The sequence below is a fragment of the Streptomyces sp. NPDC029122 genome, assembly GCF_055569445.1.
Window position 1 is genome coordinate 58589 of record NZ_JBVHWK010000028.1, and the last position, 23633, is coordinate 82221.

Annotated in this window: 20 protein-coding genes; 6 read left to right on the forward strand and 14 right to left on the reverse strand. The window is 73.6% G+C overall.

Annotated elements, in window-relative coordinates:
• The 4 genes from ACZ4WZ_RS27195 to ACZ4WZ_RS27210 all read right to left on the reverse strand — a co-directional run bounded on the left by ACZ4WZ_RS27195 (position 1) and on the right by ACZ4WZ_RS27210 (position 7648).
• Positions 1-972, reverse strand: coding sequence for a peptidase (locus ACZ4WZ_RS27195; protein WP_467894278.1), 972 nt, complete (start codon positions 970-972; stop codon positions 1-3).
• Positions 969-2261: an ATP-grasp domain-containing protein gene (locus ACZ4WZ_RS27200; protein ID WP_467894279.1), complete on the reverse strand. Its 1293-nt coding sequence runs from the start codon at positions 2259-2261 to the stop codon at positions 969-971. The genes ACZ4WZ_RS27195 and ACZ4WZ_RS27200 overlap by 4 nt, the downstream gene beginning before the upstream one ends.
• Positions 2258-6061, reverse strand: coding sequence for a non-ribosomal peptide synthetase (locus ACZ4WZ_RS27205; RefSeq protein ID WP_467894281.1), 3804 nt, complete (start codon positions 6059-6061; stop codon positions 2258-2260). Before ACZ4WZ_RS27205 ends, ACZ4WZ_RS27200 begins: the two co-directional genes overlap by 4 nt.
• Positions 6062-6370: 309 nt before the next feature.
• Positions 6371-7648, reverse strand: a complete 1278-nt coding sequence (locus tag ACZ4WZ_RS27210) for an MFS transporter (protein WP_467894282.1) — start codon at positions 7646-7648, stop codon at positions 6371-6373.
• A gap of 359 nt (positions 7649-8007) precedes the next feature.
• Between ACZ4WZ_RS27210 and ACZ4WZ_RS27215 the strand changes: the two genes are divergently transcribed.
• From ACZ4WZ_RS27215 to ACZ4WZ_RS27225, 3 genes are all read left to right on the forward strand, one after another.
• Positions 8008-8493: a DUF6328 family protein gene (locus ACZ4WZ_RS27215; RefSeq protein ID WP_467894284.1), complete on the forward strand. Its 486-nt coding sequence runs from the start codon at positions 8008-8010 to the stop codon at positions 8491-8493.
• 4 nt (positions 8494-8497) lie between these two features.
• The gene (locus tag ACZ4WZ_RS27220; protein WP_467894286.1) at positions 8498-8833 is read left to right on the forward strand and encodes a DUF3040 domain-containing protein; all 336 of its coding nucleotides are present in this window, start codon (positions 8498-8500) and stop codon (positions 8831-8833) included.
• 86 nt (positions 8834-8919) lie between these two features.
• Entirely contained in the window at positions 8920-9174 is a 255-nt protein-coding gene (locus ACZ4WZ_RS27225) for a hypothetical protein (protein WP_467894287.1), read from the forward strand.
• Between the two features lie 27 nt (positions 9175-9201).
• Here ACZ4WZ_RS27225 and ACZ4WZ_RS27230 read toward each other — a convergent pair whose 3' ends face one another.
• The 5 genes from ACZ4WZ_RS27230 to katG form a co-directional block, all read right to left on the reverse strand.
• The gene (locus ACZ4WZ_RS27230; protein WP_467894288.1) at positions 9202-10041 is read right to left on the reverse strand and encodes a class II glutamine amidotransferase; all 840 of its coding nucleotides are present in this window, start codon (positions 10039-10041) and stop codon (positions 9202-9204) included.
• A gap of 204 nt (positions 10042-10245) precedes the next feature.
• Positions 10246-10548, reverse strand: coding sequence for a DUF1876 domain-containing protein (locus ACZ4WZ_RS27235; protein WP_467894290.1), 303 nt, complete (start codon positions 10546-10548; stop codon positions 10246-10248).
• A 172-nt stretch (positions 10549-10720) separates the two neighbouring features.
• A complete protein-coding gene (locus ACZ4WZ_RS27240; protein WP_467894291.1) occupies positions 10721-12055 on the reverse strand; it encodes a cytochrome P450 in 1335 nt (444 codons plus the stop codon).
• 127 nt (positions 12056-12182) lie between these two features.
• On the reverse strand, positions 12183-13979 hold the full coding sequence (locus ACZ4WZ_RS27245; RefSeq protein ID WP_467894293.1) for a serine/threonine-protein kinase: 1797 nt from the start codon (positions 13977-13979) through the stop codon (positions 12183-12185).
• A gap of 188 nt (positions 13980-14167) precedes the next feature.
• Positions 14168-16399 carry a catalase/peroxidase HPI gene (katG, locus tag ACZ4WZ_RS27250; protein WP_467894294.1) on the reverse strand — a complete coding sequence of 744 codons (2232 nt, stop codon included), beginning with the start codon at positions 16397-16399 and terminating at the stop codon, positions 14168-14170.
• A gap of 300 nt (positions 16400-16699) precedes the next feature.
• Here katG and ACZ4WZ_RS27255 point away from each other — a divergent pair, with 300 nt between their 5' ends.
• Entirely contained in the window at positions 16700-17113 is a 414-nt protein-coding gene (locus tag ACZ4WZ_RS27255) for a Fur family transcriptional regulator (protein ID WP_467894296.1), read from the forward strand.
• Between the two features lie 194 nt (positions 17114-17307).
• Here ACZ4WZ_RS27255 and ACZ4WZ_RS27260 read toward each other — a convergent pair whose 3' ends face one another.
• From ACZ4WZ_RS27260 to ACZ4WZ_RS27275, 4 genes are all read right to left on the reverse strand, one after another.
• On the reverse strand, positions 17308-18090 hold the full coding sequence (locus ACZ4WZ_RS27260; protein ID WP_467894298.1) for a 3-hydroxybutyrate dehydrogenase: 783 nt from the start codon (positions 18088-18090) through the stop codon (positions 17308-17310).
• Positions 18091-18280: 190 nt separating this feature from the next.
• The gene (locus ACZ4WZ_RS27265) at positions 18281-18451 is read right to left on the reverse strand and encodes a hypothetical protein (RefSeq protein ID WP_388937868.1); all 171 of its coding nucleotides are present in this window, start codon (positions 18449-18451) and stop codon (positions 18281-18283) included.
• Between the two features lie 106 nt (positions 18452-18557).
• Entirely contained in the window at positions 18558-20129 is a 1572-nt protein-coding gene (locus tag ACZ4WZ_RS27270) for an alpha/beta hydrolase (protein WP_467894299.1), read from the reverse strand.
• A 90-nt stretch (positions 20130-20219) separates the two neighbouring features.
• On the reverse strand, positions 20220-21158 hold the full coding sequence (locus ACZ4WZ_RS27275; RefSeq protein WP_467894300.1) for an AraC family transcriptional regulator: 939 nt from the start codon (positions 21156-21158) through the stop codon (positions 20220-20222).
• A gap of 94 nt (positions 21159-21252) precedes the next feature.
• On the opposite strand from ACZ4WZ_RS27275, the gene ACZ4WZ_RS27280 reads away from it, so the two are divergent.
• Together ACZ4WZ_RS27280 and ACZ4WZ_RS27285 are read left to right on the forward strand one after the other, a co-directional pair.
• Complete coding sequence (locus ACZ4WZ_RS27280) at positions 21253-22194, forward strand: MBL fold metallo-hydrolase (RefSeq protein WP_467894302.1); 942 nt, start codon at positions 21253-21255, stop codon at positions 22192-22194.
• Positions 22195-22274: 80 nt separating this feature from the next.
• The gene (locus tag ACZ4WZ_RS27285) at positions 22275-22799 is read left to right on the forward strand and encodes a GNAT family N-acetyltransferase (RefSeq protein ID WP_467894303.1); all 525 of its coding nucleotides are present in this window, start codon (positions 22275-22277) and stop codon (positions 22797-22799) included.
• Here ACZ4WZ_RS27285 and ACZ4WZ_RS27290 read toward each other — a convergent pair.
• On the reverse strand, positions 22789-23508 hold the full coding sequence (locus ACZ4WZ_RS27290; protein ID WP_467894304.1) for a hypothetical protein: 720 nt from the start codon (positions 23506-23508) through the stop codon (positions 22789-22791). The two genes, ACZ4WZ_RS27285 and ACZ4WZ_RS27290, sit on opposite strands and share 11 nt — an antisense overlap.
• Between the last annotated feature and the right edge of the window lie 125 nt (positions 23509-23633).

The following is a 23633-nucleotide window of genomic DNA, read 5'->3' on the forward strand; positions in this document are numbered from 1 at the left end:
TCACACCTCCGTCCGGGCGGGGGCGGAGACGCTCCCGGCCGCTTCGAGGGAGAGCGCGGCGGATCCGGCGCGGCTCTGCCGGGCCCCGGGGTGGTGCCGGCCGACGAACTCGGTGACCAGTTCGACCTGCCGCAGGATGTCGTCCAGCTGCACGGGGGAAGGACTGACGCCGTGGCCCTCCAGGGCGCTGTTGCCCGTCTTGAGGTAGACCGGCGACGCCACCCGGACGATGTCGGGGGCCTCGTAGGTGCGGATGAACCCGCCGGAGGACCGCGGGTTGTCCACGTGCAGGTCCAGCGGGACCGTCACCGCCTGCCGCAACGCCGCGATCATCGGCAGGGTCAGGTCGCGCACCGGGTTGAAACTGTTCGCGCCGAGCATCTCCAGCATCTGCGCGGACGCCGGATTGCCCTGACCGCAGTGCGCGGAGACCTTCAGGTGGATCCCGGCCGGCAGGTCACCGGCGGTGCGCAGCCGCCCCAGCACCCACAGCAGGCCCTCGTCGTAGACGACGAACCCGCGTACGCCCAGGCCGATCCCGCGCTTGACGTCCTCGACGGCGCGCACGATCTGCTCCTGGCCGCGCAGCCGGTAGCCGATCCGGGCACCCTCGGGCGTCTGGGCCCCGGCACCGATGTCGTTCGTGGCGCGGGGGCCCACCGACATCAGGATCTCGGCGCCGAACTCCTCGCCGAGCGCGACGTACTCGCCGATCTCCCGGGCCGTGTGCCGGTACATGCCGCGGGTCTCGGTGATGCGGTTGATCGTGAATCCGCGGCGCCGGCTCTCCCGCAGCAGCCGCTCGGCGGCCCCCACCGAGTTCACCGTCGGCACCTCGATGCGGAAGTGCCCGCCGTCGGCGAAGACGGCGTCCGAGTCCGGGCTGAGCTGGGGGTCCCCGTCCGGCAGGCCCAGCCGGGCGAGCTGCCGGCGGGTCTGGTCGAAGAATGCGGTCGTGGTCGTCGTCCTCACCTCGTCACCTCGATACCGAGCCGGTCGGCCATGCCCCCGACGATGTCCTCGGCGATGCGGATCGACGTCTCCCGGTCGGCGTGCACGACCTGGACCTCGCCGAAGTTGCCGAGGTTGCCCCGGCAGGGCAGGAGGGTGTCGCCCTCGGGGAAACGGACCGTGAGCGAGTGCAGGCTGTCGCCGTACTCCTCGGCGGCCCAGCCGAGGTCGGGCACCCGCTCGGGGGTGGCCACCCGGTCGGCGGCGCCGAACCAGCGGACCGTCGCGTACGCGTCGAAGACCGTCGGGCCGCGCTCGATCGGTTCGTTCAGGTGGATCCGGACGAGCAGTTCGAAGATGTCCCCGCCGCCCGCGAGCCGGAACAGGTTCGGCAGGCAGGAGCCCATGATGCGGGGGTTCAGCTCGATCAGCCGGGGCGTGCCGTCCGCGCCCAGCATCACCTCCACGTGGAAGACGCCGAGCCGCAGGCCGACGGCGCCGACCACCTCCTCGGCGAACCGCATCACCCGGTCGTGTTCCTCCGGGGAGATCCCCGCCGGGATCGTGGTGCCGGTCTCCAGGGCCTCGTGCCGGTGCCAGGTGGACCGCTCGCTGACGGCCAGCCGCAGGAACCGGCCGTGCACGAGGCCGATCTCGGCGGAGACGAAGCGTCCGCTCAGGTACTCCTCGACGAGGATGCCGGCCGCGTACGCGTCGTCCGAGGCGTCCGCGAGGACCGCGGCCAGCTGCTCCTCGTCCGCGACCACGTGGGCGCCCTCGCTGCCGGAACCCCGGGCCGGTTTGACGACGACGGGGTATCCGCCGGCGGCCGCGAACGCGGCGGCCTCCTCGAAGCCGGAGACGACCGCGTACCGGGTGGTGTCCACGCCGGCGGCCGCGAGGATCTCCCGGCAGCGGTCCTTCTGCTTGGCCGCCTCCGCGGCGCCGGCGTCGGTGAAGGGCACCCCGATCTCCTCGGCGATCCGAGCGACGGGGACCACCAGCGCGTCGACGGTGGCCACGAACCCGTCGACCGGCCGCTCCCGGTGGACCTCCAGGACGAGGGAGCGCAGCGCCACCGGGTCGGTGGCGTCCTTCAGGACGTGGACCCGGTCGACGAACCGCGCGTACGGGGAGGCGTCGAAGTCGACGTTCTGCGCCTGCTCCATGAGGAGCGAGCGGATCAGCGTCACGTGGTGGCCGAGCCGCTTGGCCGCCTCGAACGCGGGGGCGTTGCCGGCCTTCCAGGTCACGAAGACCACGTGCCGGACGGGCGCGGACGGGTGTGGGGGGTGGATGGGGTCTGTCATCGTGTCTTCCTCGCGAAGCGCTGGCCGATGCGGACGAATCCCGGGACCGCGGTACCGGGGGTGGGAATGAAGGAGATCGAACCGGCGAGGATGTTCTTCTCGGACATCGAGCTGAAGCCGCCGGCGCCGGACAGCACCAGGTCGCCCTCGTCCAGGCACAGCCACGCGCCGTCCGGCTGCCGCTCGGAGTACGCGTAGCGCAGGTGCTCCGTGCCGTGCAGCACCTCCAGCCGGTAGCCGTCGGAGGCGTACACGCCGGCGCAGTCGTCGAGTTCCATCTCGAACGGGCGCCCGGTGCGGATGAGCCCCTCGCCGGTGAGGGACCGCAGCAGGTCCTCGTAGAGGCCGAAGGCCGGGTAGGCGTTGGCGAGCAGCAGCAGGAAGGAACGTTCCTCGGGGAAGATCTGGATGAAGTTGTGGTGGCCGCTGCCGTTGGAGTTGAAGCCGAAGGCGGACGGCCCGAACATCAGCCAGCCCAGGCCCCAGGCGTGCATGAAGTGGTGGCCGGGGACGGGGATCTGGGGCGTGCGCATCTCCCGTGCCAGCTCGGCCGACAGCAGGCGCTCGCCGCCGGGGGCGACCCCGTCGTCGACGGCGAGCATCGCGATCCGCGCCAGTTCCTCCAGGGTGAGGCACACGGAGAACGAGCCGGCCGCGTCGTCGGCGATGGTCTGCGGCGGCGGATCGTGGCGTACGTAGCCCTTGACCCGCTCGGTCCACACGTAGCCGACGGAGACGGTGTCCCCGTAGTGGCCGTCCTCGGTGAGGGTCTCGGGGACCTCCCGGATGCCGAGCGGGGCGAGCATCAGCTCGTTCACCGCACGGCGCCAGGGGATGCCGAGCAGCTTCTCGATCAGCGCGGCGACGATCGACGTGCCCACCGCCGAGTACGCGAACACCTCGCCCGGCTCGAACAGCTGGCCGTAGGCGGGCAGGGTGGCGATGTAGCCGTCGAGGTCCGGCAGGCCGGTGTCGTGCCAGACCTCGTACGAGTCGTCGACCCCGCTGGTGTGCGACAGCAGGTGCCGCAGGGTGACCTTCACGGTGCCGCCGTCGCGGCGCCGGAACGCCTGCGGCAGCAGCCCGTCCAGCGGCTGGTCGAGCCCGAGCAGCCCCCGGTCCACCAGCCGCAGGGCGACGAAGGCCAGCATGGGCTTGGTGACGCAGGTGACGCGCTGGCGCGTGCCCGGGCCGTACGGGGCCCCGGACGCGGTGTCGGTGACGCCGTGGTAGCTCAGCTCGAGGGTGCCGTCGAGGAACACGGCGGCGCCGGCTCCCGGCACCCCGTGCCCGCGCGCGGACTCCCGCAGCGTGTCGGCCACGGCGCGCAGCCGCTCCGCCGGCCCCGCCGCCGCCCCGGCGGCGGACGCCCCGGCCGCCTCCTCACGGGTGCGGCGCAGCAGCGCGGCCTGCTCGGCGAGGGTGCGGTGGCGGTAGATCTCGGCCACCCGGACGGGCCGGCCGGCCGCGTCGGACAGGCGCGCCGCCAGCAGCGTGGCGAGCAGGGAATGCCCGCCCACGGAGAAGAAGTCCAGGCCGGGGGAGACCTCGGTCAGGCCGAGGAGGTCGGCCCACACCCCCGCCACTTCCGCCTCGTCGGGGCCGGCGGGGCCGTCACCGGTGAACCCGGCCGCCGCCGGCCCCGGCCCCCAGTCGACGTCCCGTGCCGCCAGGGTCTTGCGGTCGACCTTGCCGTTGGGGAGCCGCGGCAGCCGCTCCTCGACGATGATCCTGGCGGGCTGCATGTAGTGCGGCAGCTTCGCCCGCAGATGGGCGGCCATGGCCTCGACGGTGACGTCGGCGCCCTCCAGGCCCACGTAGCAGACCAGCCGGGTGTCACCGCCGGTGCGCACGGCCAGGGCCGCCACGTCGCGCAGGCCCACGACCCCGCGCAGCGTCGCCTCGAGCTCGCCGAGCTCGATCCGGAAGCCGCGCACCTTCACCTGGTTGTCCTTGCGCCCGAGGAAGCGGAGCTCGCCCTCCTCGGTCCACCGGGCCAGGTCGCCGGTGCGGTAGAGCCGTCCCCCCGGCACCGCGCCGAGGTGCGCCGGGGCGGCGACGAACGAGGCCGCGGTGCGCTCGGGGTCGTTGATGTAGCCGGCGGCCAGGCCGTCGCCGCCCAGGTGGAGTTCGCCGGTGGCGCCGTGCGGGACGAGCCGGCCGAGCGGGTCCAGGAGGTGGGCGGTGGTGTTGTGGACGGGAACCCCGATCGTGGGGGCTCCGTCGACGGGGCCGGTGAAGCACTTCCAGGTGGAGTACGTGGTGTCCTCGGAGGGCCCGTAGAGGTTGTAGAGCCGCTCGGTGCCGGTGGACGCGAAGGCCTCGTTGACCAGTTCCCGGGAGAGCGGCTCGCCCGCCACGTTGAGGACGCGGGTGGAGGAGGGCACCGCGCCGCGCTGGAGCAGGACGTTCAGGGCGCTCGGCACGGTGTTGACGAGGGTCGGGAGCAGCCCCTCGTCCTCCGTGAGGGCGAGGACGTTGTCCACGACGACGACGCAGCCGCCCCGGGTGAGCGGCGCCCACAGCTCGAACACCGACAGGTCGAAGTTGAGCGAGGTGGAGAAGAGCACCCGGCGCAGGTCCTCGGCCGTGTACGTCTCCTCGGCCCAGGCGAGGAGGGCCACCACGTTGCGGTGGCTGATCACCACGCCCTTGGGCAGGCCGGTGGAGCCGGAGGTGTGGATGAGGTGGGTGGTGGAGGACGGGTCGACGGTGACGTCCGGCGCGCGCTCGTCCTCCGTCTCCGCCTTCTCCCACAGCTCCCGCCACGGCAGGGCCCGCACGGGACCGTCACCGAGCCAGGCCGGGGCGTCCTCGCCGTCGTGGACGACCGCCGCCAGGTCGGCGGTCGCGGCGATGGCGCTCAGCCGGTCGGCCGGATAGGCGGGGTCGAGCGGTACGTACGCGCAACCCGCCTTGTGGACGGCGAGCAGGAGGACGACGCTGCGGTGCGTGCGGGCCAGCGACAGCCCGATCCGCGAACCCGGGGCGATCCCGTGGGAGGCCAGCGCCCGGGCCAGCCGGTTGGCCTGCCGGTCGAGCAGGCGGTACGTCAGTACGCTGCCCCGCCACGCGACGGCGGGCGCGTCCGGAGTCCGGGCCGCCTGGGCCTCCACCAGGGCGTGCAGCGGAGTGTCCCGGTCGTAGGGGCGGGCCGTGTCGTTGAACCCGTGGAGCAGCCGGTCGGCCTCGGGCCCGGACAGCAGGGTCAGTTCCCCCGCCGGAACCCCGGGGCGGGCGGCCGCGTCCGCCAGCAGGGTGTCCAGGTTCGCGGCCATCCGCGCGATCAGCGCCCCGGGGAAGAGGGCCCGGTCGTAGTGGAGGGTGAACAGCGGGCCGTCCGGCGCGGGCCGCGCCTCCAGCAGGAGCGCGAATCCCTCGGGTACGGGGGCGGTGCCGTCGGACTCCAGGAAGCCGGCCCGCAGGCCGTCGCCGAGGTCGGCCACCGTGCCGGGCGCGGCCTCCCGTACCGCCTCCCGGTACGTGCCGGCGAGTGCGAGCGCCAGCGCGGGGAGGGTCCGCTCCGGTGCGAGGAGGGAGCGGACCGCGACCGGCGGCGTACCGTGCGCGCCGCCGGCCCGGGCCAGCACGATGTCGTCCTGGCCGCTGTAGCGGTGCAGGAGCACGGCGAACGCGGCGTGCCACAGGTCGGCGGGCCCGGCCCCGGCGGCCGTCCCGCCCGGCGCCGGGACGGCGCCCGGCCAGGAGTGCGTACCCCGGCCCGTGCCGTCGGCGCCCGGCCCGGCGTCCCGCACGGGCAGTTGCAGGGCCTGCGGTGAGTCGGCGGAAATGTCGCCCACAGTGATGGTCCCCTCGTTTGCATTTCGTTCGCCGGCCGTGCGGCGGACATGCCGAATACACGCACGGCACATCTTCGGACCCCGCGCAATCGGATTTCTCCGCGGCGGGTCATTCATACGGGACGCGTCATCACCCAGACCGGAATGCGATAAGGGCGACGGCGCGGAAAAACACCGGAACAGGAACGGTAAAGGAACGGCGGAAAACCGGACGGAAGGACCGGAAGGGCCGGAAAGACAAGGAAGAGCGGGAAGCGGGAGGGAGGAAGCGGAATCAGCGGCGGGCCGAGGGGGCGGGCGCGACCACCGTCAGGCGGGGAGGGCGTCGGGGACGGCCTCCCGGCTCCTGAGCGCCCGGTCGGCGATGCGCGGCATGGCGGCTCCGGCCAGCGCGAACCCGAGGGCCATGGCCAGCCAGCCGAGGCTCCCGTGCTCGATGGCGAGCCAGGTCAGCAGCGCCGGAGCGATCATCTTGCCCATGTCCGAGCCCATCGCGTACGTGCCCTGGTACTGGCCCTGGGCGTGCTCGGGCGCCAGCGCGAACGACATGCCCCAGCTGCCCGCCGACTGGCGGATCTCGCCCAGCACGTGGGCCAGGGCCCCGAGGAGCAGCAGCACTCCTGCGAGCGTCGCCGAGGTCCCGCCGCTGAAGGAGAAGACCACGCAGGCGAGCGCGAGGCACAGCGCCCCGGACCGCGAGGCCCTTGCCGCGGCGCGCGGCTCGTCGGTGCCGCGAGCGGCCCTGACCTGGAGGAGGACGACGGCGACCGTGTTGGTCAGCAGGATCGCCGCGATCATCCAGCGCGGTGCGTCGGTGCGGTGCAGCACCCACAGCGGCAGGACGACGTCGAGCAGCAGGTTGTGCATGGACAGCAGGCCGTCCAGCACCACGAACGTCAGGTAGGGGCGGTCCCGCAGCACCTTCAGGGCTGGCCCGGGGCGGGCCGGCTGCGCCGCGACCGCGGGCAGCATCAGGGTGAGCAGCCCCGTCGCCAGATAGGTGGCGGCGTTGAAGGCGACGGCCGCCTTGTACGCCCAGACCGAGTCGGCGGCGAGCAGCAGGCCGGCGAGGGCGGCTCCCACCGACACGCTGACGTTGCTGGTGGCCCGCAGGTACGCGCGGACCGAGACCCGGTCCTGCGGCGGCACGAGTCCGGCGACCATGGCCATCCGGGCGCTGCGGCTGGCGCTGTAGGCGACGGCCTGCGCGCTCACCACCAGCAGGTAGGCCGTGAAGCCCTCCACCGCGAGCAGGGCCGCCGTGAGCGGACCGAGGGCGATGAAGGACCAGATCTGCACCGAGCGCGGACCGATGCGGTCGGCGAGGTGTCCGGTCGGGGTGCTGACCAGGAGGGCGATGCCGGCGGCGACGCCGACGCCGATGGCGAACCGCCCGGGCGAGAGCCCGAGCACGGCGGTCGCGAAGATGGCGTTCAGTGCCATCCAGAGGCCCTGCCCCAGGGTGTGCACCAGGGTGATGCCGGTCAGGACGCGTGCCGGGCCGGCGGGCGGCAGCAGGCGGCTCAGCATCGGCCTGCCGCGGTGCGGTCCGCGCGTACGGACCTCATGAAGCTTCCTCGTGCGCACGCCAGGATCACTGACACGCCCCCACCCCTCGTTAAGCGCCGTTGCCAACGACAAGATTCGGGAAATTCCCCCGTGGTCGCGGGCCGAGATCGTCGGCGCCGCAGGCCATATCGAAACTTGATCGACATCGGACTGTCCAGGAAATACCCCTGTGACCCCGATCACATGATCGAAATCCCGCGATCGGGTAAAGGCCGGAGAAAGAACATGTGCAGAAACCGTCGGCCCCCTGCCCTTACCGGCCAGTAGGGCATAGGGCGGAGCGTTGCATTCCGGGGAGTCTTCCGGTCATGCCGGCGCTCGGGAGGATTGGCCGGGCCGTCCTCGGGCAGGCGCGCGGGTGGAGCGGAGGAGGACGTATGTCGCGAGAGACGCCCCGGGGGCGCGACGAGAGCCCGGACGAGCGGGCGGACCGTCAATGGCAGGAGCTGATCCAGGAGATCCGCGTGGCCCAGACGGGGGTGCAGATCCTCTTCGGGTTCCTGCTGACCGTCGTCTTCACGCCGCACTTCCAGGGACTGGCCGAAATGGACAAGGCCGTCTACGTCGCCACGGTCGTCCTCGGCGCGCTGGCCACCGGCGCCCTCATAGGACCCGTCTCCTTCCACCGGATCGTCTCGGGCCGCCGCATCAAGCCCAAGGCGGTGGTCTGGGCCTCGCGCCTGACCTTCGCCGGCATCGTCCTGCTGCTGGCCACCTGCACCTCCGCCCTCTTCCTCGTCCTGCGGGTCGCCGCGCCCGACACGGTGGTGCCCTGGCTGGTTTCCGCCGTCGTCGCCTGGTACCTGCTGTGCTGGTTCGCACTGCCGCTGTGGGCACGGACGCGCTACACCTCCGAGGAGTAGGAGCATGGCCGGGCACGCGCTCTCCCGCCGTGAACGCAGGTCCCTGACCGCCATCGAACGGGCCCTGCGGACCGACCCGAGGTTCCAGCGGGTGATGACCGCCGGCGCGGAACTCCTCCCCGAGGAGCCCGGCACCCCGGCCCGCCGGGCCGAGCCGGAGGAACCGCGCAGCAGGCTCCCGGGCGCGGTCTGGGCGTCGGTCGTCCTCTCGCTCGTCCTGCTGCCGCTGGCCGCCGCCACCTCCTCACCCGCCCTGATTTGCGCCTTCGCCGTGTCCTACGCGATCACGCTCGTCGGCATCGGCCTGCTGCTCCGGCACTGGAGCGACCGGTGCGGCTGATCCCCGGCGCCGGGACCGCGAGGGCGAACGAAAAGACCGAGAAGCCTACGAAGACCGAGGAGACCGAGGAGACCGAGGAGCGCGATATGAGCGAGCACAGGCAGCACCACCGGTCCGCGCCGCCCACACCCCCCGAGCCCGCCGGCGAGAGCGGCGACGGCGCGGCGCGCCGGCCGGCGGACGAGTCCACCACCGGCCGGGCCGGGGACACCGCCCCCGACGAAGAGGGCGGCGGCCGCTTCGCCAAGCGGCAACGGCCGGGCCTCGGCCGGGAGGAACAGGTCCGCCCCTACCCGCCGGCGTCCCACCCGCGGCCCGAGCGGGAGAGCGACGACCGCTGACCGTGTGCCGGGGCGGGTCGCGAGGGGTCAGGGGAGTTCGGGGATGAACGGCAGGTAGTCCTCGGTGCCCCCCGACGGGACCACCGCGTAACTCGCCTCGGGCAGTTCGTTCCACACACCGGGCAGGCTTCCGAGGGGTTCGGAGACCACCAGCCGCGTGTCGTCGGACACCTCGCGCAGGTAGGGCAGCTCCGGGTACAGCTCGCGCACCGTCTCGGCCCTGCTGCTGTAGTACAGCGAACGGGACCGGCCCTGGCTGGAGTAGCGGAAGGCCCAGACCCGCGTGCCCTCGCTGACGGCGACCGTCATCTGGAGCGGGTCGGCCACCCCGTGCTCCTTGCCGAGCCGCTCCACCAGACCCACCATCCGGGCGACCGCCCCGGGAGGGTCCTGGTCGAGCCCGAAGGTGACGGCCAGGTAGAACATCACCTCGGAGTCCGTCGACCCCTCGATGCAGGGGAACAGTGCCGGATCGACGGCCATGCACAGATCGCGCTGGAGGCGGTGGAAGTCGGTGATCGCACCGTTGTGCATCCACAGCCAGCGGCCGTGCCGGAAGGGATGGCAGTTCGTCTGCTGGATCGCCGAACCCGTGGAGGCGCGGACGTGCGCGAAGAACAGCGGTGAGCGGACGTGCGAGGCCAGCTCCCGCAGGTTCCGGTTGTTCCAGGCCGGGCCGATGTCCCGGAACACCGCGGGGGTCCCGTCGCCGTCGGCGCTGTACCAGCCGATGCCGAAGCCGTCGCCGTTGGTGGACTCGACCCCCATCCGCGCGTGCAGACTCTGGTTGATCAGCGAGTGCTCGGGCTGGTACAGGACGGCGTCGAGCAGCATCGGCGAGCCGGAGTAGGCGAGCCATCGACACATGTGCACCATCCCTCTCGTGCGCCACTCCGTCCGAGCCTAACGCGCCGGGCGATCGCGCGGCCTCCCGTTGCGCCGCGCGGGGGGCGTCTCTCCGTGGCGGTCCGTCGAGGGGCATGCGGCTTCGCCCCGCGTCCGCACGCGGCCTCGCCCCGCGTCCGCGCACCGCTTTCCCCGCAGTGGGGAAGCCGGTCCTTCCCGCGCCGCCTACCGCCCGTCGCCGGAGTCGTCCGGCCAGCCGTACCCCGTGCGCGGCACCTCCGGCACGGCGCCCAGCGCTGCCAGGTCCCGGTCGGCGGCGCGGCTCAGCTGGCCGGCCAGGTCGCGCATCGCCCGGCTCGCCGCCAGCTCGTCACCGATGGCCGGGACGTCCACGTCCTGCGGATTGCACCGCGCCCGACCGCGGCCGACCATTTTGGCCTTCCCGGTCTCGAGCACCGCTCTGGCCCTGGTCGTGCCGTCCTCCTCGACGAGGTAGACGCCGACCTTCCACTCTTCGGCGTGTGACATGGCCTGCCTCCTGACCTCCCGGGGCCTCGTACTACCAGGATCCCTCCGCCGCGGCCGGTCCGGCCACGGCAGGACGGGCGCCCCGCTCACCAGGACCCGTACGGCTCCTCCGCGGATCGGGGGATCCGCCGCTCGTGGCGCCGCTCCACGGCCGGTCTCCGCCCGGGCGGCGTCACACCGCGGGGACGAGGCGTGCGGGGGCCGGGCCGTCGGGACGCACCGTGATGCTGTACGCGGCCCCGGCCGGGACGGAGTCGAACACCGGGACGTGCAGGGGCAGCAGCCGCTCCAGCAGGGCGGTCGACTCGCGCAGCGCGAACTGCGTGCCGAGGCAGGCGCGCGGGCCCAAGCCGAAGGGCAGGTAGGCGCCGGGCTGCGTGGGCCGCCTGCCCGGTGTGGTGAAGCGCCCGGGGTCGAAGCGCTCGGGGTCCGGCCACAGCCGCGCGTCGCGGTGCGTGAGGTACGGGCACACCAGCAGGTCCGTCCCCGCCTTGACGGCGTGACCGGACAGGGCGTCGGCCTCCGTCGCGTGCCGGGGCAGGATCCAGGCCGACGGGTAGAGCCGCAGCGTTTCGCTGACCAGTGCCTGGAGGGCCTCCCGGCGCTCCGGCGAGCCCTCGGGGCCAGCGGCCAGGGCCTCCTCGCGGGCCGCGGGGTGGCGGTCCAGGAGCAGGTACAGCCAGGTCAGCGTGGTGGCGGTGGTCTCGTGGCCGGCGACCAGCAGAGTGACCAGCTCGTCGCGCAGCAACCGGTCCGTGTACGCGGGGTGGGTCGCGGAGGCGTCGACCAGCACCTGGAGCAGTCCCGGGCCGTCCGGGCCCGCCTCCCGTTCCCGGGCGGCGGCCACGGCGTGCCGGGCGACCGCGTCGATCCTGGCCAGGTCGGCGGCCACCGACCCCCGGGCCTCCACCTCGTCTGCGGGCAGGCTCGGCAGTGCCGCCACCACGGCCGCCACGGAGGTGAGTTCCCGCGCGGTGCGGGCGTCCAGGGGGTGGCCGGTGAGCGCGCGCCAGATGGTGTCCAGGGCGAAGCGGCGCATCTCCTCGCCGACGTCGAAGCTCTCCCCGGTACGCGCGAACCGGGCCCAGCGCTCGGCGGCGGTACCGGCCGCCGCCGCGATCCGCTGCTCGTACCGGCGCATGCCCGGCCCGGTGAACTGGGACTGGAGGAGCCGCCGTTGGCGCTTCCACGCCTCCCCGGTCGCGGCCAGCACCCCGTCGCCGATCAGCAGGCGGGCCCGGTGGGAGCGCTTGACGTACCGGTCCGGATGCCGGGCCAGCACGTGCTGCACGGCCTCCGGCCCGGTGACCAGCACGGTGGGCTCCGGCCCGATCCGGACGGCGGCCACCCCGCCGCACCGCTCACGCGCCAGCGCCAGCAGCTCGATCAGCGCGCCCCCGCCCGCCCGCCACCGCCCGACCTCGGCCGCGTCGAGCTCGGGCACCGGCAGACCCCCTCCGGCGGGTTCCTCCTGGGCGGGCGGCCCGGTAACGGCGTGCGTGGCCAAGGCTGTTCTCCTGTCCGGCGGGGATCGGGCAGCACGGACTGTACGCGTGCGCGTGCCCGCGTACGAGGGAGCTTCGAGCCGATACCGCCCGGATACGGCCCCGGCACCCGGGCCGTCGCCTACAGCCCTAGCTCTGGGGTGCCCAGCGCTGCGAGGCGTTGCCGTTGCAGGAGTTGGCGACCAGGCCGCTGCTCAGTCCCAGGTCGAGGCAGCCGCCGTTGTGGACGTTGCGCAGGGTGCCGCCCGAGCCGGTGCGCCAGGTGCGGGCGGTGTCCTGGGCGCAGTCGCCCACGAAGACGGCCTGGCCGAGCATGTTGCCGTAGAGGCAGCCGCCCGTCTGCTGGTTGACCAGCTTGAAGCTGCCGTCGCCCTGGCTCCGCACCGTCCAGCGGGCCGTCGGGTCGGAGCAGTCACCGTGGTCGGAGGAGCCGTAGACCTGGGTGATGCACTTCCCGTTGTTGCCGTTGCGGTAGTGGCGGGTGCCGGAGGCGGGGGGAGGCGCGGCCGTCGAGGATCCGCCTCCGCCGGGGGTGCCGGAGCCGCCCGGGCCGTTGGGCGTACCGGCGGTGGGACCCGTGCCCGTGCCCGCGCCCGTACCGGGTCCCGCGCCCGCGCCCGTAGCCGTCCCGCCGTTCCCGGCGGGCGGGGCCGGCGGTGCGCCCGGACTCTGGCCCTGCGCCGGGGACTGCCCCGGGGAGGCCGCCGCCGGACCGGACGGGCTGCCGCTCGCCGCCGGCCCCGGGCCGGACGGCGCGGCCGACGGAGCGGTGCCCTGGGGCGCGGCCGGGCCCGCAGCGGACACGGAGGGCTGCGCCCCCGCCCGGGAGGGGGCGGTGATGTGCGGGAGGTACTGGACGGCGATGGTGGTGCCGCCCGCGACCACGACGACGGGGAGCACGGCGAGGAAGACCCGGGTGCGGCGGCGCCGTTCGGGACGGGTGGCCGGCGGCTCGGCCCCCGCGGCCGGCTTCCCGCCGCCCAGCGGCAGCGTCGGTACGTCGATCTCCTGCACGTCGGCGGCGAACGCGGCCCGCTCGGCCAGTCGCCCGGTGACCGCTTCCGGCCACAGGGGGGCCTCGAACGGGCCCCGGGCAGAGGCCCGTTCGTGGAGTTCGGCGGCGGTGGGACGGTGCTCGGGGTCCTTGGAGAGGCAGGCGGCCACGACCTCCGCGAGGTCGGGGTCGAGCTCCCGCAGGGGCGCCAGGTCGGGCTCCTCGTGGACGATGCGGTAGAGCACGCCGTGGCCCGATTCCTCGCCGAAGGGCGGCCGGCCGCAGGCCGCGTAGGCCAGCACCGAGCCCAGCGCGAAGACGTCCGTGGCTCCGCTCAAGGACTTGGCCCCCGAGGCCTGTTCGGGCGCCATGTACGCGGGCGTGCCCACCACCATCCCGGTCCGGGTGAGCTGGCTCTGTTCGGCGGCCCGGGCGACCCCGAAGTCGATCAGGGTGAGGCCGTCGAGGGTGAGCATGATGTTGGACGGCTTGAGGTCCCGGTGCACCATGTCCAGCGCGTGCACCGCCGCCAGGCCCTCGGCGGCCTCCCGCAGCAGCAGCCACAGCGCCCGCGCGGGCATCGGGCCGCCGTGCAGTGCGAGGGCCTCGCGCAGGGTGAGGCCTGGGATGTAGGCGGTGGCGAACCACGGGGGATTCGCCGTGCGGTCGCTGTCGAGCAGCGGGGCCGTGGCCTTCCGCGGCAGCCGGGCGAGGTTGTCGAGCTCGTGCCCGAAGCGGCGCCGGAAGTCCTCGTCCTCACCGACGACCGAGGCGAGGAGCTGTTTGACGGCCACGTACCGTCCGTCCAGGACCCCGAGGTACACCCGCCCCATGCCGCCGGCGCCCAGCCGGCCCGCCAGTGTCGCGCGCCCGATCAGCCGCGGGTCCTCCGCATCCAGCGGCTCGGCCCCGCTTCCCCTCAGCTCTAACACGTCAGCCCCGTCAGAATTGGAATGAGTTTCCGGAAATCTACCGGACGCGGCGTGATGCTTCAGCGGTGATCCCCAACGATTTCCGCCCTGGTGGGCGCGAGTACCCCGGGACGGCAGGCGCCTAGCGGGGACAGCACGACGCCCGGGCCGGCCGGCCCGGGCGTCGTGATCGGGATCGCTCAGGCCGCTCAGGCCAGGTCGAACCGGTCCAGTTCCATGACCTTGCTCCACGCGGCGACGAAGTCCTCGGCGAACTTGCGCCCGGCGTCGTCGCTCGCGTACACCTCCGCCAGCGCCCGCAGCTCCGAGTTCGAGCCGAAGACGAGGTCGGCGCGGGTGCCCGTCCACTTCACGGCGCCCGTGGCGGCGTCGCGGCCCTCGAAGGTGTTCTCGTCCGCCGAGGTGGCCTTCCACGTCGTGCCCAGGTCGAGCAGGTTGACGAAGAAGTCGTTGGTCAGCGTGCCGGGGGCGTCGGTGAACACGCCCAGCTGCGACTGCTGGTGGTTGGCGCCCAGGACGCGCAGGCCGCCGACGAGGACGGTCAGCTCGGGTGCGGACAGGTTGAGCAGGTTCGCCCTGTCGACCAGCAGGTACTCGGCCGGCAGGCGGTTGCCCTTGCCGAGGTAGTTGCGGAAGCCGTCGGCGGTGGGCTCCAGCGCCGCGAAGGACTCGACGTCCGTCTGCTCCTGCGAGGCGTCCACCCGGCCCGGGGTGAAGGGCACCTCGACCTCGTGTCCGGCCTCCTTGGCGGCCTGCTCCACGGCGGCGCAGCCGCCGAGGACGATCAGGTCGGCCAGGGAGACCCGCTTGCCGCCGGTCTGGGCGGAGTTGAAGGACTCCTGGACGCCCTCCAGGGTGCGCAGCACCGCAGCCAGCTGGTCGGGCTCGTTGACTTCCCAGCCGGACTGCGGCTGGAGGCGGATGCGGGCGCCGTTGGCGCCGCCGCGCTTGTCGCTGCCGCGGAAGGAGGAGGCCGCCGCCCAGGCCACGGAGACGAGCTGGGACACGGTCAGGTCGGTGCCGAGGATCCGCTCCTTGAGGGAGGCGGTGTCCGCGGCGTCGATCAGCTCGTGCGTGCGGGCCGGCAGCGGGTCCTGCCAGAGCAGGGTCTCGGCCGGGACCTCGGGGCCGAGGTAGCGCACGACGGGCCCCATGTCGCGGTGGGTCAGCTTGAACCAGGCACGGGCGAAGGCGTCCGCGAACTGCTCCGGGTGCTCCAGGAAGCGGCGCGAGATCTGCTCGTAGGCCGGGTCGAAGCGGAGCGCGAGGTCCGTGGTCAGCATCGTCGGGGCATGGCTCTTGGACGGGTCGTGCGCGTCCGGGATGGTGCCGGCGCCCGCGCTGTCCTTCGCGACCCACTGCTGGGCGCCGGCGGGGCTCCGGGTCAGCTCGTACTCGTAGTTGAAGAGGTTCTCGAAGAAGTTGTTGCTCCACCGGGTCGGCGTCGTGGTCCAGGTGACCTCGAGGCCGCTGGTGATGGTGTCGGCGCCCTTGCCGGAGCCGTACGTGCTCTGCCAGCCGAAGCCCTGTGCCTCCAGCGGCGCGGCCTCGGGGTCGTTGCCCACGTGGTCGGCCGGTCCGGCGCCGTGCGCCTTGCCGAAGGTGTGGCCGCCGGCTATCAGCGCGACGGTCTCCTCGTCGTTCATCGCCATCCGGCGGAACGTCTCGCGGATGTCGCGCGCCGCGGCGAGCGGGTCCGGGTTCCCGTTGGGACCCTCCGGGTTGACGTAGATCAGACCCATCTGGACGGCGCCGAGCGGGCCTTCCAGCTCCCGGTCGCCGGTGTAGCGCTGGTCGTCGAGCCAGGTGGTCTCCGGGCCCCAGTAGACGTCCTCGTCGGGCTCCCACACGTCGGCGCGGCCGCCGGCGAAGCCGAACGTCTCGAAGCCCATCGACTCCAGCGCGACGTTGCCCGCGAGGATCATGAGGTCGGCCCAGGACAGGCTCTGGCCGTACTTCTTCTTCACCGGCCACAGCAGTCGGCGGGCCTTGTCGAGGTTGGCGTTGTCCGGCCAGCTGTTGAGCGGGGCGAACCGCTGCTGGCCTGAGCCCGCACCGCCCCGGCCGTCACTGATCCGGTAGGTGCCGGCGCTGTGCCAGGCCATCCGGATCATGAACGGGCCGTAGTGGCCGAAGTCCGCGGGCCACCAGTCCTGCGAGGTGGTCAGCGTCTGCTCGATGTCCCGCTTCACGGCCGGGAGGTCGAGGGACTTGAAGGCCTCGGCGTAGTCGAACCCCTCGCCGAGCGGGTTGGCCACGGCGGGGTTCTTGGCGAGGATCTTCAGATTGAGGCGCTCGGGCCACCACTGGCGGTTTCCGCCGCCCTGGGTGGGGTGGGGGGCGCGCTCGTGCGCGACCGGGCAGCCGCCTGCGCCCTCTGTTTTGGCGTCTACGACGACTGCGTCATGGTTCTCAGACATGGAAATCCTTCCGGACCAGGCGGATCACGCTGTTCAGGAACGGGCGCGAGGAAACGGTGGTGCGACAGCAGGGGGTGCGGCGGCGGACCTCCCGCCGTCCGTCGTCCGGACGACGGACCGGCCCGTCACCTCGCTGTCTCCTGCCGCGTCGGGATGTTCTTGTCCCTTGGCTATCAACGCATCAGATCCTACGATGGACTCAGTCCAAGTCAAGAAGCACACCAAGCCCGGATCCCATCGGCTCCCGGATTCCCACGGGGGCTCCGGGCGGCCCCGTCGAACCCGAAGAGGTGAGCCGACATGAGTGACCTGCTGGAACGGCTGCGCAGGCGCGGCTGGCGGATGACGTCACAGAGGCGCGTCGTCGCGGAGGTCCTGGACGGCGAGCACGTGCACCTGACCGCCGACGAGGTGCACGCCCGGGCCGTGGACCGGCTGCCCGAGATCTCCCGGGCCACCGTCTACAACGCCCTGGGCGAGCTCGTCGCCCTCGGCGAGGTCGCGGAGGTCTCCACCGACGGCCGGGCGAAGCGCTACGACCCCAACGCGCACCACCCGCACCACCACCTCGTCTGCTCCGGCTGCGGCCTCATCCGCGACGTCCGCCCCGCCGGGAACCCGCTCGCCGACCTCCCGGCGGGGGAACGCTTCGGCTTCTCGGTGTCCGGGGCCGAGGTCACCTACCGGGGGCTGTGCCCGTCCTGCACCCCCTGACGGGCGTCCGGCCCCCGCCTCGGCCGCGCCCACCGGTGGGCGGCGAACGCCTGCGCCGCGCCGGGGACGCGGTCGTGGCCTGGACCGCGCCACCGTCGACGATCGGTGTGCACGGCCCCGACGGCCACGGCCCGGGAAAGGACGTCCTCAGGAAGGTCGCTCACCCGGCCCGCCCGGGCCGCCCCGCCGCCGGGTCAGGCGGCGGTCCAGCCGCCGTCCATCGGCAGGGAGGCGCCGGTGACGTGGCCCGTGTGGGGGCCGCAGAGCCACAGGGCGACCGCGGCCACCTCCTCCGGCTCGATCAGGCGCTTGATCGCGGAGCCCCGCAACAGCACCTCCTCGACCACCCGCGAGGCGGGGATGCCGTGCGCCTCGGCCTGGGCGGCGATCTGCCGCTCCACCAGGGGGGTGCGCACGTAGCCGGGGTTCACGCAGTTGCTGGTCACCCCGTGCGGTGCGCCCTCCAGGGCGGTGACCTTGCTGAGCCCCTCCAGGGCGTGCTTGGCGGTGACGTAACCGGACTTGAAGGCGCTGGCCCGCAGCCCGTGCACGCTGGAGATGTTGACCACCCGTCCCCATCCGCGGCCGTACATGTACGGCAGGGTCCGCCGCAGCAGCAGGAACGGGGCGGTGACCATGACCTTCTGGAGCAGCTCGAACCGCTCGGGCGGGAAGTCCTCGATGGCCGCCACGTGCTGGAGCCCCGCGTTGTTGACGAGGACGTCGACCTCGGCGGGCAGCCGGCCGATGGCGGCCGGGTCGGCGAGATCGGCCGGATGGGCCTGCCCGCCGACGAGTTCCGCCACCGCTCCGGCGGCCCGGGCGTCGATGTCCACCACGTGTACCAGGGCTCCCGCGGCGGCGAGCGCCACGGCGCAGGCCCGCCCGATGCCGCTGCCGCCGCCGGTCACCAGGGCCACGCGCCCCTCGAGGGCGGACGCCGTTCCACCGGATGCGGTGGTGTTCGCGCTAGTCATGCCCCGAACGTTAGGGACGCACGCCGTCCCGTGCCGATGTGCGCCGCCGCCACACTCGGCGGTCCCGCTGTGGCGGACCGCACCACCGCCGCCGGGGGCGCCGGCGTTCCCCGCGCTCCCGGTCCTCTGCGCGGTTCCGGGGCCGGACCGGCCCGGGACACGCTGTCAGGCGCGGCCCGGGCCGCCCGTCCTACTGGTGGGGGCGCCAGGCCGGCAGGCCGGCCGACGACGGGCGCCAGGCCATCACCTGTGCCAGGTGGCGGAGGATCTCCTCGGCCTCCCGCCGGACCTGGACGGGGACATCGCCGCGCTCGCGTACGAGCTGGGCGTAGATCGGCGCATCACTGCTGGTGCTGCTCACTTAGGACTTCACTCCCCTGAAGCCGGCACCGCGGGCCGGGCGGCACAAGTGTAGGCGGCGGCTTCGCGGCAGCCGAACAGAGGTCGGTACGGGCGCGGACGGGCGGTCACTGGCATTCGGTCCCGTCGGCCGGAGCGGTGCCGTCGACCAGGAACGCGTCGACCGCCTTGGTGGCGCAGGCGTTGTTCCCGTAGCTGCCGTGTCCCTCGCCCTTCACCGTGATGTTGATGCCGACGCCGCGGCCGAGCGCGTCGGCCATCCGCTTCGCGCCCTCGACGGGGGTGGCGGGGTCGCCCGTGTTGCCGATCACCACGATCGGGGCCGCGCCCTCGGCGGCGACCTGCGGCTTGTCGCTCGCACCGCGCACCGGCCACTGCGAGCACCCGAGCAGGCCCTCCGCCATCTCCGGGCCGAACACCGGGGAGGCCGCGCGGAAGGCGGGCTCCTGCGCCGTCTTCTCCTCGACGGTGTAACGGCGGCTGGTGTCGACGCAGTTGATCGCCGCCTGCGCGGCGTTGGAGTTGCTGTAGCGCCCGTCCTCACCGCGGCCGCTGTAGCTGTCCGAGAGCAGCAGCAGGATGTTCCCCGTTCCCAGCTGCCGCAGCTCGCCCAGCCCCTGGACGAGGTACTCCCAGGACTCCTTGTCGTAGAGGCTGGCGGCGATGCCGGTGAGGGCCATGTCGGAGGTCAGCTTGCGGCCGCTGTCCGTGGCGGCGGGCTTCGTCTTGAGCTTCTCCAGCAGCTCGCTGATCCGCTTGTTGCCCTCGGCGTCGCTCGGGCCGGTCGGACAGTTGGCGGTGTACTTGTCACGGCAGTACTTCATCGCGTGCTCCAGCGCCCGCTGGAAGCCCTTGGCCTGGCCGAGTCCGGCCTGCGCCTCGTCCGCGGTGGGGTCGACGACCGCGTCGAACACGGTGCGGCCGACGTTCTTCGGGAACAGGTGGGCGTAGACCCCGCCCAGCTGGGTGCCGTACGAGATGCCGAAGTAGTTGAGCTTCTGGTCGCCGAGCACCTGGCGCATCAGGTCCATGTCACGGGCCGTGTTGGCCGTGCCGACGTGGGGGAGCAGCTTGGCGGACTTCTGCTTGCAGGCGTCGGTGAACTTCTTGACCTCGTCGAGGGTGTTTCCCGAACCGGTGTCCTCGTCCAGCGTCTTGTCGTCCAGACAGATGACCGGAGCGCTGTTGCCCACGCCGCGCGGGTCGAAGCTGACGAGGTCGTAGACCGCGCCCAGCTTCTTGTAGTCGTCCGCCGCCTGCGGGAGCGTCTGGACGCCGGAGCCGCCGGGACCGCCGAAGTTGTAGACCAGGGAGCCGAGGCGCTTGCCGGCGTTCGTGGCCTTCTTGCGGATCAGCGCCACGTCGATGGTCTCGCCGGCCGGCTTCGCGTAGTCGAGGGGCGCCTTCATGGTGGCGCACTGCCAGGCCGCTCCCGGGGCCTCCCCGCCGCCCTGGGCGGCCGACGGCGCCGGGCAGCTGCGCCAGTCGGGCTTCTGCCCGGTCAGGGAGGCGGGCAGCGGGGGCAGCTGCGTGGGCGCAGGGGCGGGGGCCGACCCCGAGGGCTTCGCACGCGCCGGAGCCTTCGCATCGCTGCCGCAGGCCGCCAGGGCGGGGACCGTCAACAAGGAGACGGCGGCCAGGGCCGCCGTCCGGACGGGGCGGCGTATGAGGTGGGGCATGCGGGGACTCCTGCGCGGGTTCGGAGGGCATGGGTAAACGAAGGACAAAGTGTAGGGGTGGGTTCCGGCCATGCTTCCCCGGGGTCCGCCTTAGCCGGCGGGCGTCGCGTCCGCCGCCCGCAGGGCCCGGTACCGGCCCGGAGTCGTACCGAACTCGCGGCTGAACGCGTGCGACAGGGCGTACGGAGTGCCGTACCCCACCCGGCGCGCGACGGCGGCCAGCGGGTCCTCGGTGTTCCGCAGCTGGGCGGCGGCGAGGTTCAGCCGCCACCAGGTGAGGTACGCCATGGGGGGCCGCCCCACCAGGGCCGTGAAGCGCCGCGCCAGCGTCGGGCGGGACACGCCCGCCTCGGCGGCCAGCCGGTCGTTGGTCCACGGCGCGGCCGGATCGGCGTGCAGCGCGCGCAGCGCGGCGGCCGTCACCGGGTCGCCCAGCACGGCGGGCCAGCCGCCCGCCGCACCCCCGGCCGTCAGCCAGGAACGGATCATGTAGACGAGCAGCAGGTCGAGCAGGCTGGGCACCGCGACCCCGGCGCCCGGCCGCTGCCCGCCGAGCTCACGGCCCAGCAGATCGATCGCCGACCGGAGTTCGGGGTGGCTGCCCACCCGGTTCGGCAGGTGCACCACGGGCGGCAGTTCCGCCATCAGGGGATGCGCCCGGCTGCGGTCGAGCCGGTACTTGCCGCACAGCATCTCCACCGCACCCGAGCCGCCGCCCGGCCGCCCGGGCCCGCGCCACGCCTCCGCGACCGACTCGAACGGCACCGCCCGCGCCACGGCCGCCGCGTCGGCGGGGCCGTCGGCGATCACGTGTCCCGTACCGTGCGGCAGCAGCACCGCGTCACCCGCGCCCAGCGATACGGGCGGTCCGCCGTCGGGCAGCAGCCAGCAGCCGCCCTCCAGTACGACGTGGAAGCCGGCGCCCCCGTACGCCGCGAACCGCGCGCACCAGCTGCCCTCCACCCGCATCCGGTCCGACGAGGGCCGGCCCACCCGTACCGCCGCGATCGCGTCGCTCACCACATCCACCGCGCGAGCCTATCCAAGGGTCCCGTGTGAGCCGCTGTCGTATTCGGAAGAGCAGTCGGAGCATTGAGCCGCTCACGGGACCCTCCCTAGGGTGATGATCATGGACAACGCGAACGGAAACACCATGGTGCTCGGCGACGTCGAGGTCATCCGGGTCGTCGAGTGGCAGGGCCCCTTCGGACCCGCCGCGGACCTCGTCCCCCGCGCGGGCGAGCGGCTGTGGCGGGACAACGAGGACTGGCTGGCCCCCGAGCACCTCCGCCCGGAGGACGCCACGGCGGTGATGGCCCTGCAGACCTGGGTCCTGCGCAGCGGCGGGACCACCGTCCTCGTCGACACCGGCGTGGGCAACGGCCGCGAACGCCCCGGCACCCCGCTGTTCCACCGGCGGAAGGGGGACTTCCTCGGAGCGCTGGCGCTGGCGGGCGTCCGCCCGCAGGACGTCGACTACGTCGTCAACACGCACCTGCACGCCGACCACGTCGGCTGGAACACCCGCGACGACCAGGACACCGACGGCACCGCGGGGGAGTGGACGCCCTCCTTCCCCAACGCCCGGTACCTCATCCCGGCCGCCGACGACCACCACTTCGGCCCGCGCGGCGACTACGCCGGAGGAGAGCGGCAGGACGACCGGCTGATCTACGAGGACAGCGTCGCGCCCGTGCACCGGGCCGGACAGGCCGTGCTCTGGGAGGGCTCGCACCGCATCGACGAGCACCTCACCCTGGAGGCCGCCCCCGGACACACCCCCGGATCGTCGGTGCTGCGCCTGGCCTCCGGCACCGACCGGGCCGTCTTCGTGGGCGACCTCCTGCACAGCCCGGTCCAGATCCTCTCCCCGTCCTGCAACAGCTGCTTCTGCATGGACCCCCGGCAGGCCGCGGCCACCCGCCGCAAGGTCCTCGGCCGCGCCGCGGACCTGCGGGAACTGGTGGTGCCGGCCCACTTCGGCGGAGCGGGGGCCGTGGAGGTCCGCCGGGAGGGGGAGGGGTTCGGGATCGGCCGGTGGGCGGCCTACGGTCCCGGCCGGTGAGCGGGCGGACCCGGGCGGGCGAAGGCGGCCGGAGCGGCCGGATTGCGGACCCGGATCGTCCGGCTGTTACGGTCCGGAGCATGCCCGCACTGGTCGCCCCCACCGCCCGCCTGCATTCCTCCTGGCTCGCCGCGCAGGAGGAATGGGGGCCCGACGCCCACATGGACGGCGCCGGACTCGGCTCCACCGACGACGTCGACACCCCCGAGGGCTTCGCCGACTGGACCGGGGAGCTGCGCCGCCGGGCCGACCGCACGGCGCCCGTGGAGCAGGGCCGCGTCCACGCCACCCACTGGTGGATCACCGAGGGCGACACCTACCTGGGCGCCATCGACCTGCGGCACTACCTGAACGGCTTCCTCCTCGACGCCGGGGGCCACATCGGCTACGGCGTCCGCCCCTCGGCGCGCGGGCGCGGTCTGGCCACCTGGGCCCTGGGCGAGGTCCTGCACGAGGCGCGGCTGCTCGGCATGGACCAGGTCCTGCTCACCTGCGACCCCGGCAACGAGGCGTCCGCCCGCACCATCGAGCGGAACGGCGGCGTCCTGGAAGACGTACGGGAGACCCTGGTCGGCCCGAAGAGCCGCTACTGGATCACCCTCTGACGGGAGCGGCCGACCCCTGCGCCAGACCGGAGAGGCGCAGCGCGCGCAGCATGGCCGGAAGGTCCCAGCGGCCGCAGGAACAGCCGCCGGCCAGCGCCTCCAGGGTCCCGGGCGTCAGCTCGCGGCGCAGCGCGGCGTCCAGCAGCCGCGCCGCCGTCTCCGCGCGTCCGGCGGCCGCTCCGCAGTCGCAGTCGTCCCAGGCGCCTTCGAGCAGGCGCAGCAGCTCCCGGCGCTCGGTGAAGCGGCTCATCCCGCAGTCCAGCCCGTCGTCGTCCAGGTCGTCCGGGTAGGGCGCCCGGGCCCAGGAACCGTTCTCGGACCAGTAGACACAGCCGAGCTGCCAGCCGCCCAGCAGATCGCGCAGGGTCTCGTACGGCAGCCAGTCCGGGCCGCCCGCCAGCATGTCCACGGCCGGCTCGTGCCACTTGACGGCGCTCGACTCGTCCTCGCCGAAGAGCACGTACCGGCCCTCTCCCGTCCGGGTGAAGGTCCACCAGGTGCAGCCGCAGTCGTCGAGGTGCAGCCCCTCCCCGTCGATCCAGTGCCCGGTCCGGTGGACGCCGCGGCCCTCCGCCTCGGTGGTGGCCTCCAGTACGGCGACCAGGGCCCAGTGCGCCCACAGCACCTCGGCGGGCGGCAGGTCCCCGGGCAGGCCGGGGCGGTGGATGGTCATCGCGGCGGAATCCCCCTGGACGTGACGGCTGTTCACCGGCCCAGCCTAAGGGCTCCCGCCGTACGGGCGGGGGGGGGGGGGGGGGGGGGGGGGGGGGGGGGGGGGCGGGGGGGGGGTTTTTTGGGGGTATGTCTTCATAGGGAGCAGCGCGAGAGCGCGGG

What these genes read in the sequence shown, in the direction of transcription:
- ACZ4WZ_RS27230 (WP_467894288.1), bottom strand. Translation starts at nt 10,041, where the DNA reads ATGTGTCGATGGCTCGCCTACTCCGGCTCGCCGATGCTGCTCGACGCC.
- ACZ4WZ_RS27270 (WP_467894299.1), bottom strand. Translation starts at nt 20,129, where the DNA reads ATGCCCCACCTCATACGCCGCCCCGTCCGGACGGCGGCCCTGGCCGCC.
- ACZ4WZ_RS27200 (WP_467894279.1), bottom strand. Translation starts at nt 2,261, where the DNA reads ATGACAGACCCCATCCACCCCCCACACCCGTCCGCGCCCGTCCGGCAC.
- ACZ4WZ_RS27255 (WP_467894296.1), top strand. Translation starts at nt 16,700, where the DNA reads ATGAGTGACCTGCTGGAACGGCTGCGCAGGCGCGGCTGGCGGATGACG.
- ACZ4WZ_RS27235 (WP_467894290.1), bottom strand. Translation starts at nt 10,548, where the DNA reads ATGTCACACGCCGAAGAGTGGAAGGTCGGCGTCTACCTCGTCGAGGAG.
- ACZ4WZ_RS27260 (WP_467894298.1), bottom strand. Translation starts at nt 18,090, where the DNA reads ATGACTAGCGCGAACACCACCGCATCCGGTGGAACGGCGTCCGCCCTC.
- ACZ4WZ_RS27220 (WP_467894286.1), top strand. Translation starts at nt 8,498, where the DNA reads ATGGCCGGGCACGCGCTCTCCCGCCGTGAACGCAGGTCCCTGACCGCC.
- ACZ4WZ_RS27225 (WP_467894287.1), top strand. Translation starts at nt 8,920, where the DNA reads ATGAGCGAGCACAGGCAGCACCACCGGTCCGCGCCGCCCACACCCCCC.
- ACZ4WZ_RS27285 (WP_467894303.1), top strand. Translation starts at nt 22,275, where the DNA reads ATGCCCGCACTGGTCGCCCCCACCGCCCGCCTGCATTCCTCCTGGCTC.
- ACZ4WZ_RS27215 (WP_467894284.1), top strand. Translation starts at nt 8,008, where the DNA reads ATGTCGCGAGAGACGCCCCGGGGGCGCGACGAGAGCCCGGACGAGCGG.
- katG (WP_467894294.1), bottom strand. Translation starts at nt 16,399, where the DNA reads ATGTCTGAGAACCATGACGCAGTCGTCGTAGACGCCAAAACAGAGGGC.
- ACZ4WZ_RS27280 (WP_467894302.1), top strand. Translation starts at nt 21,253, where the DNA reads ATGATCATGGACAACGCGAACGGAAACACCATGGTGCTCGGCGACGTC.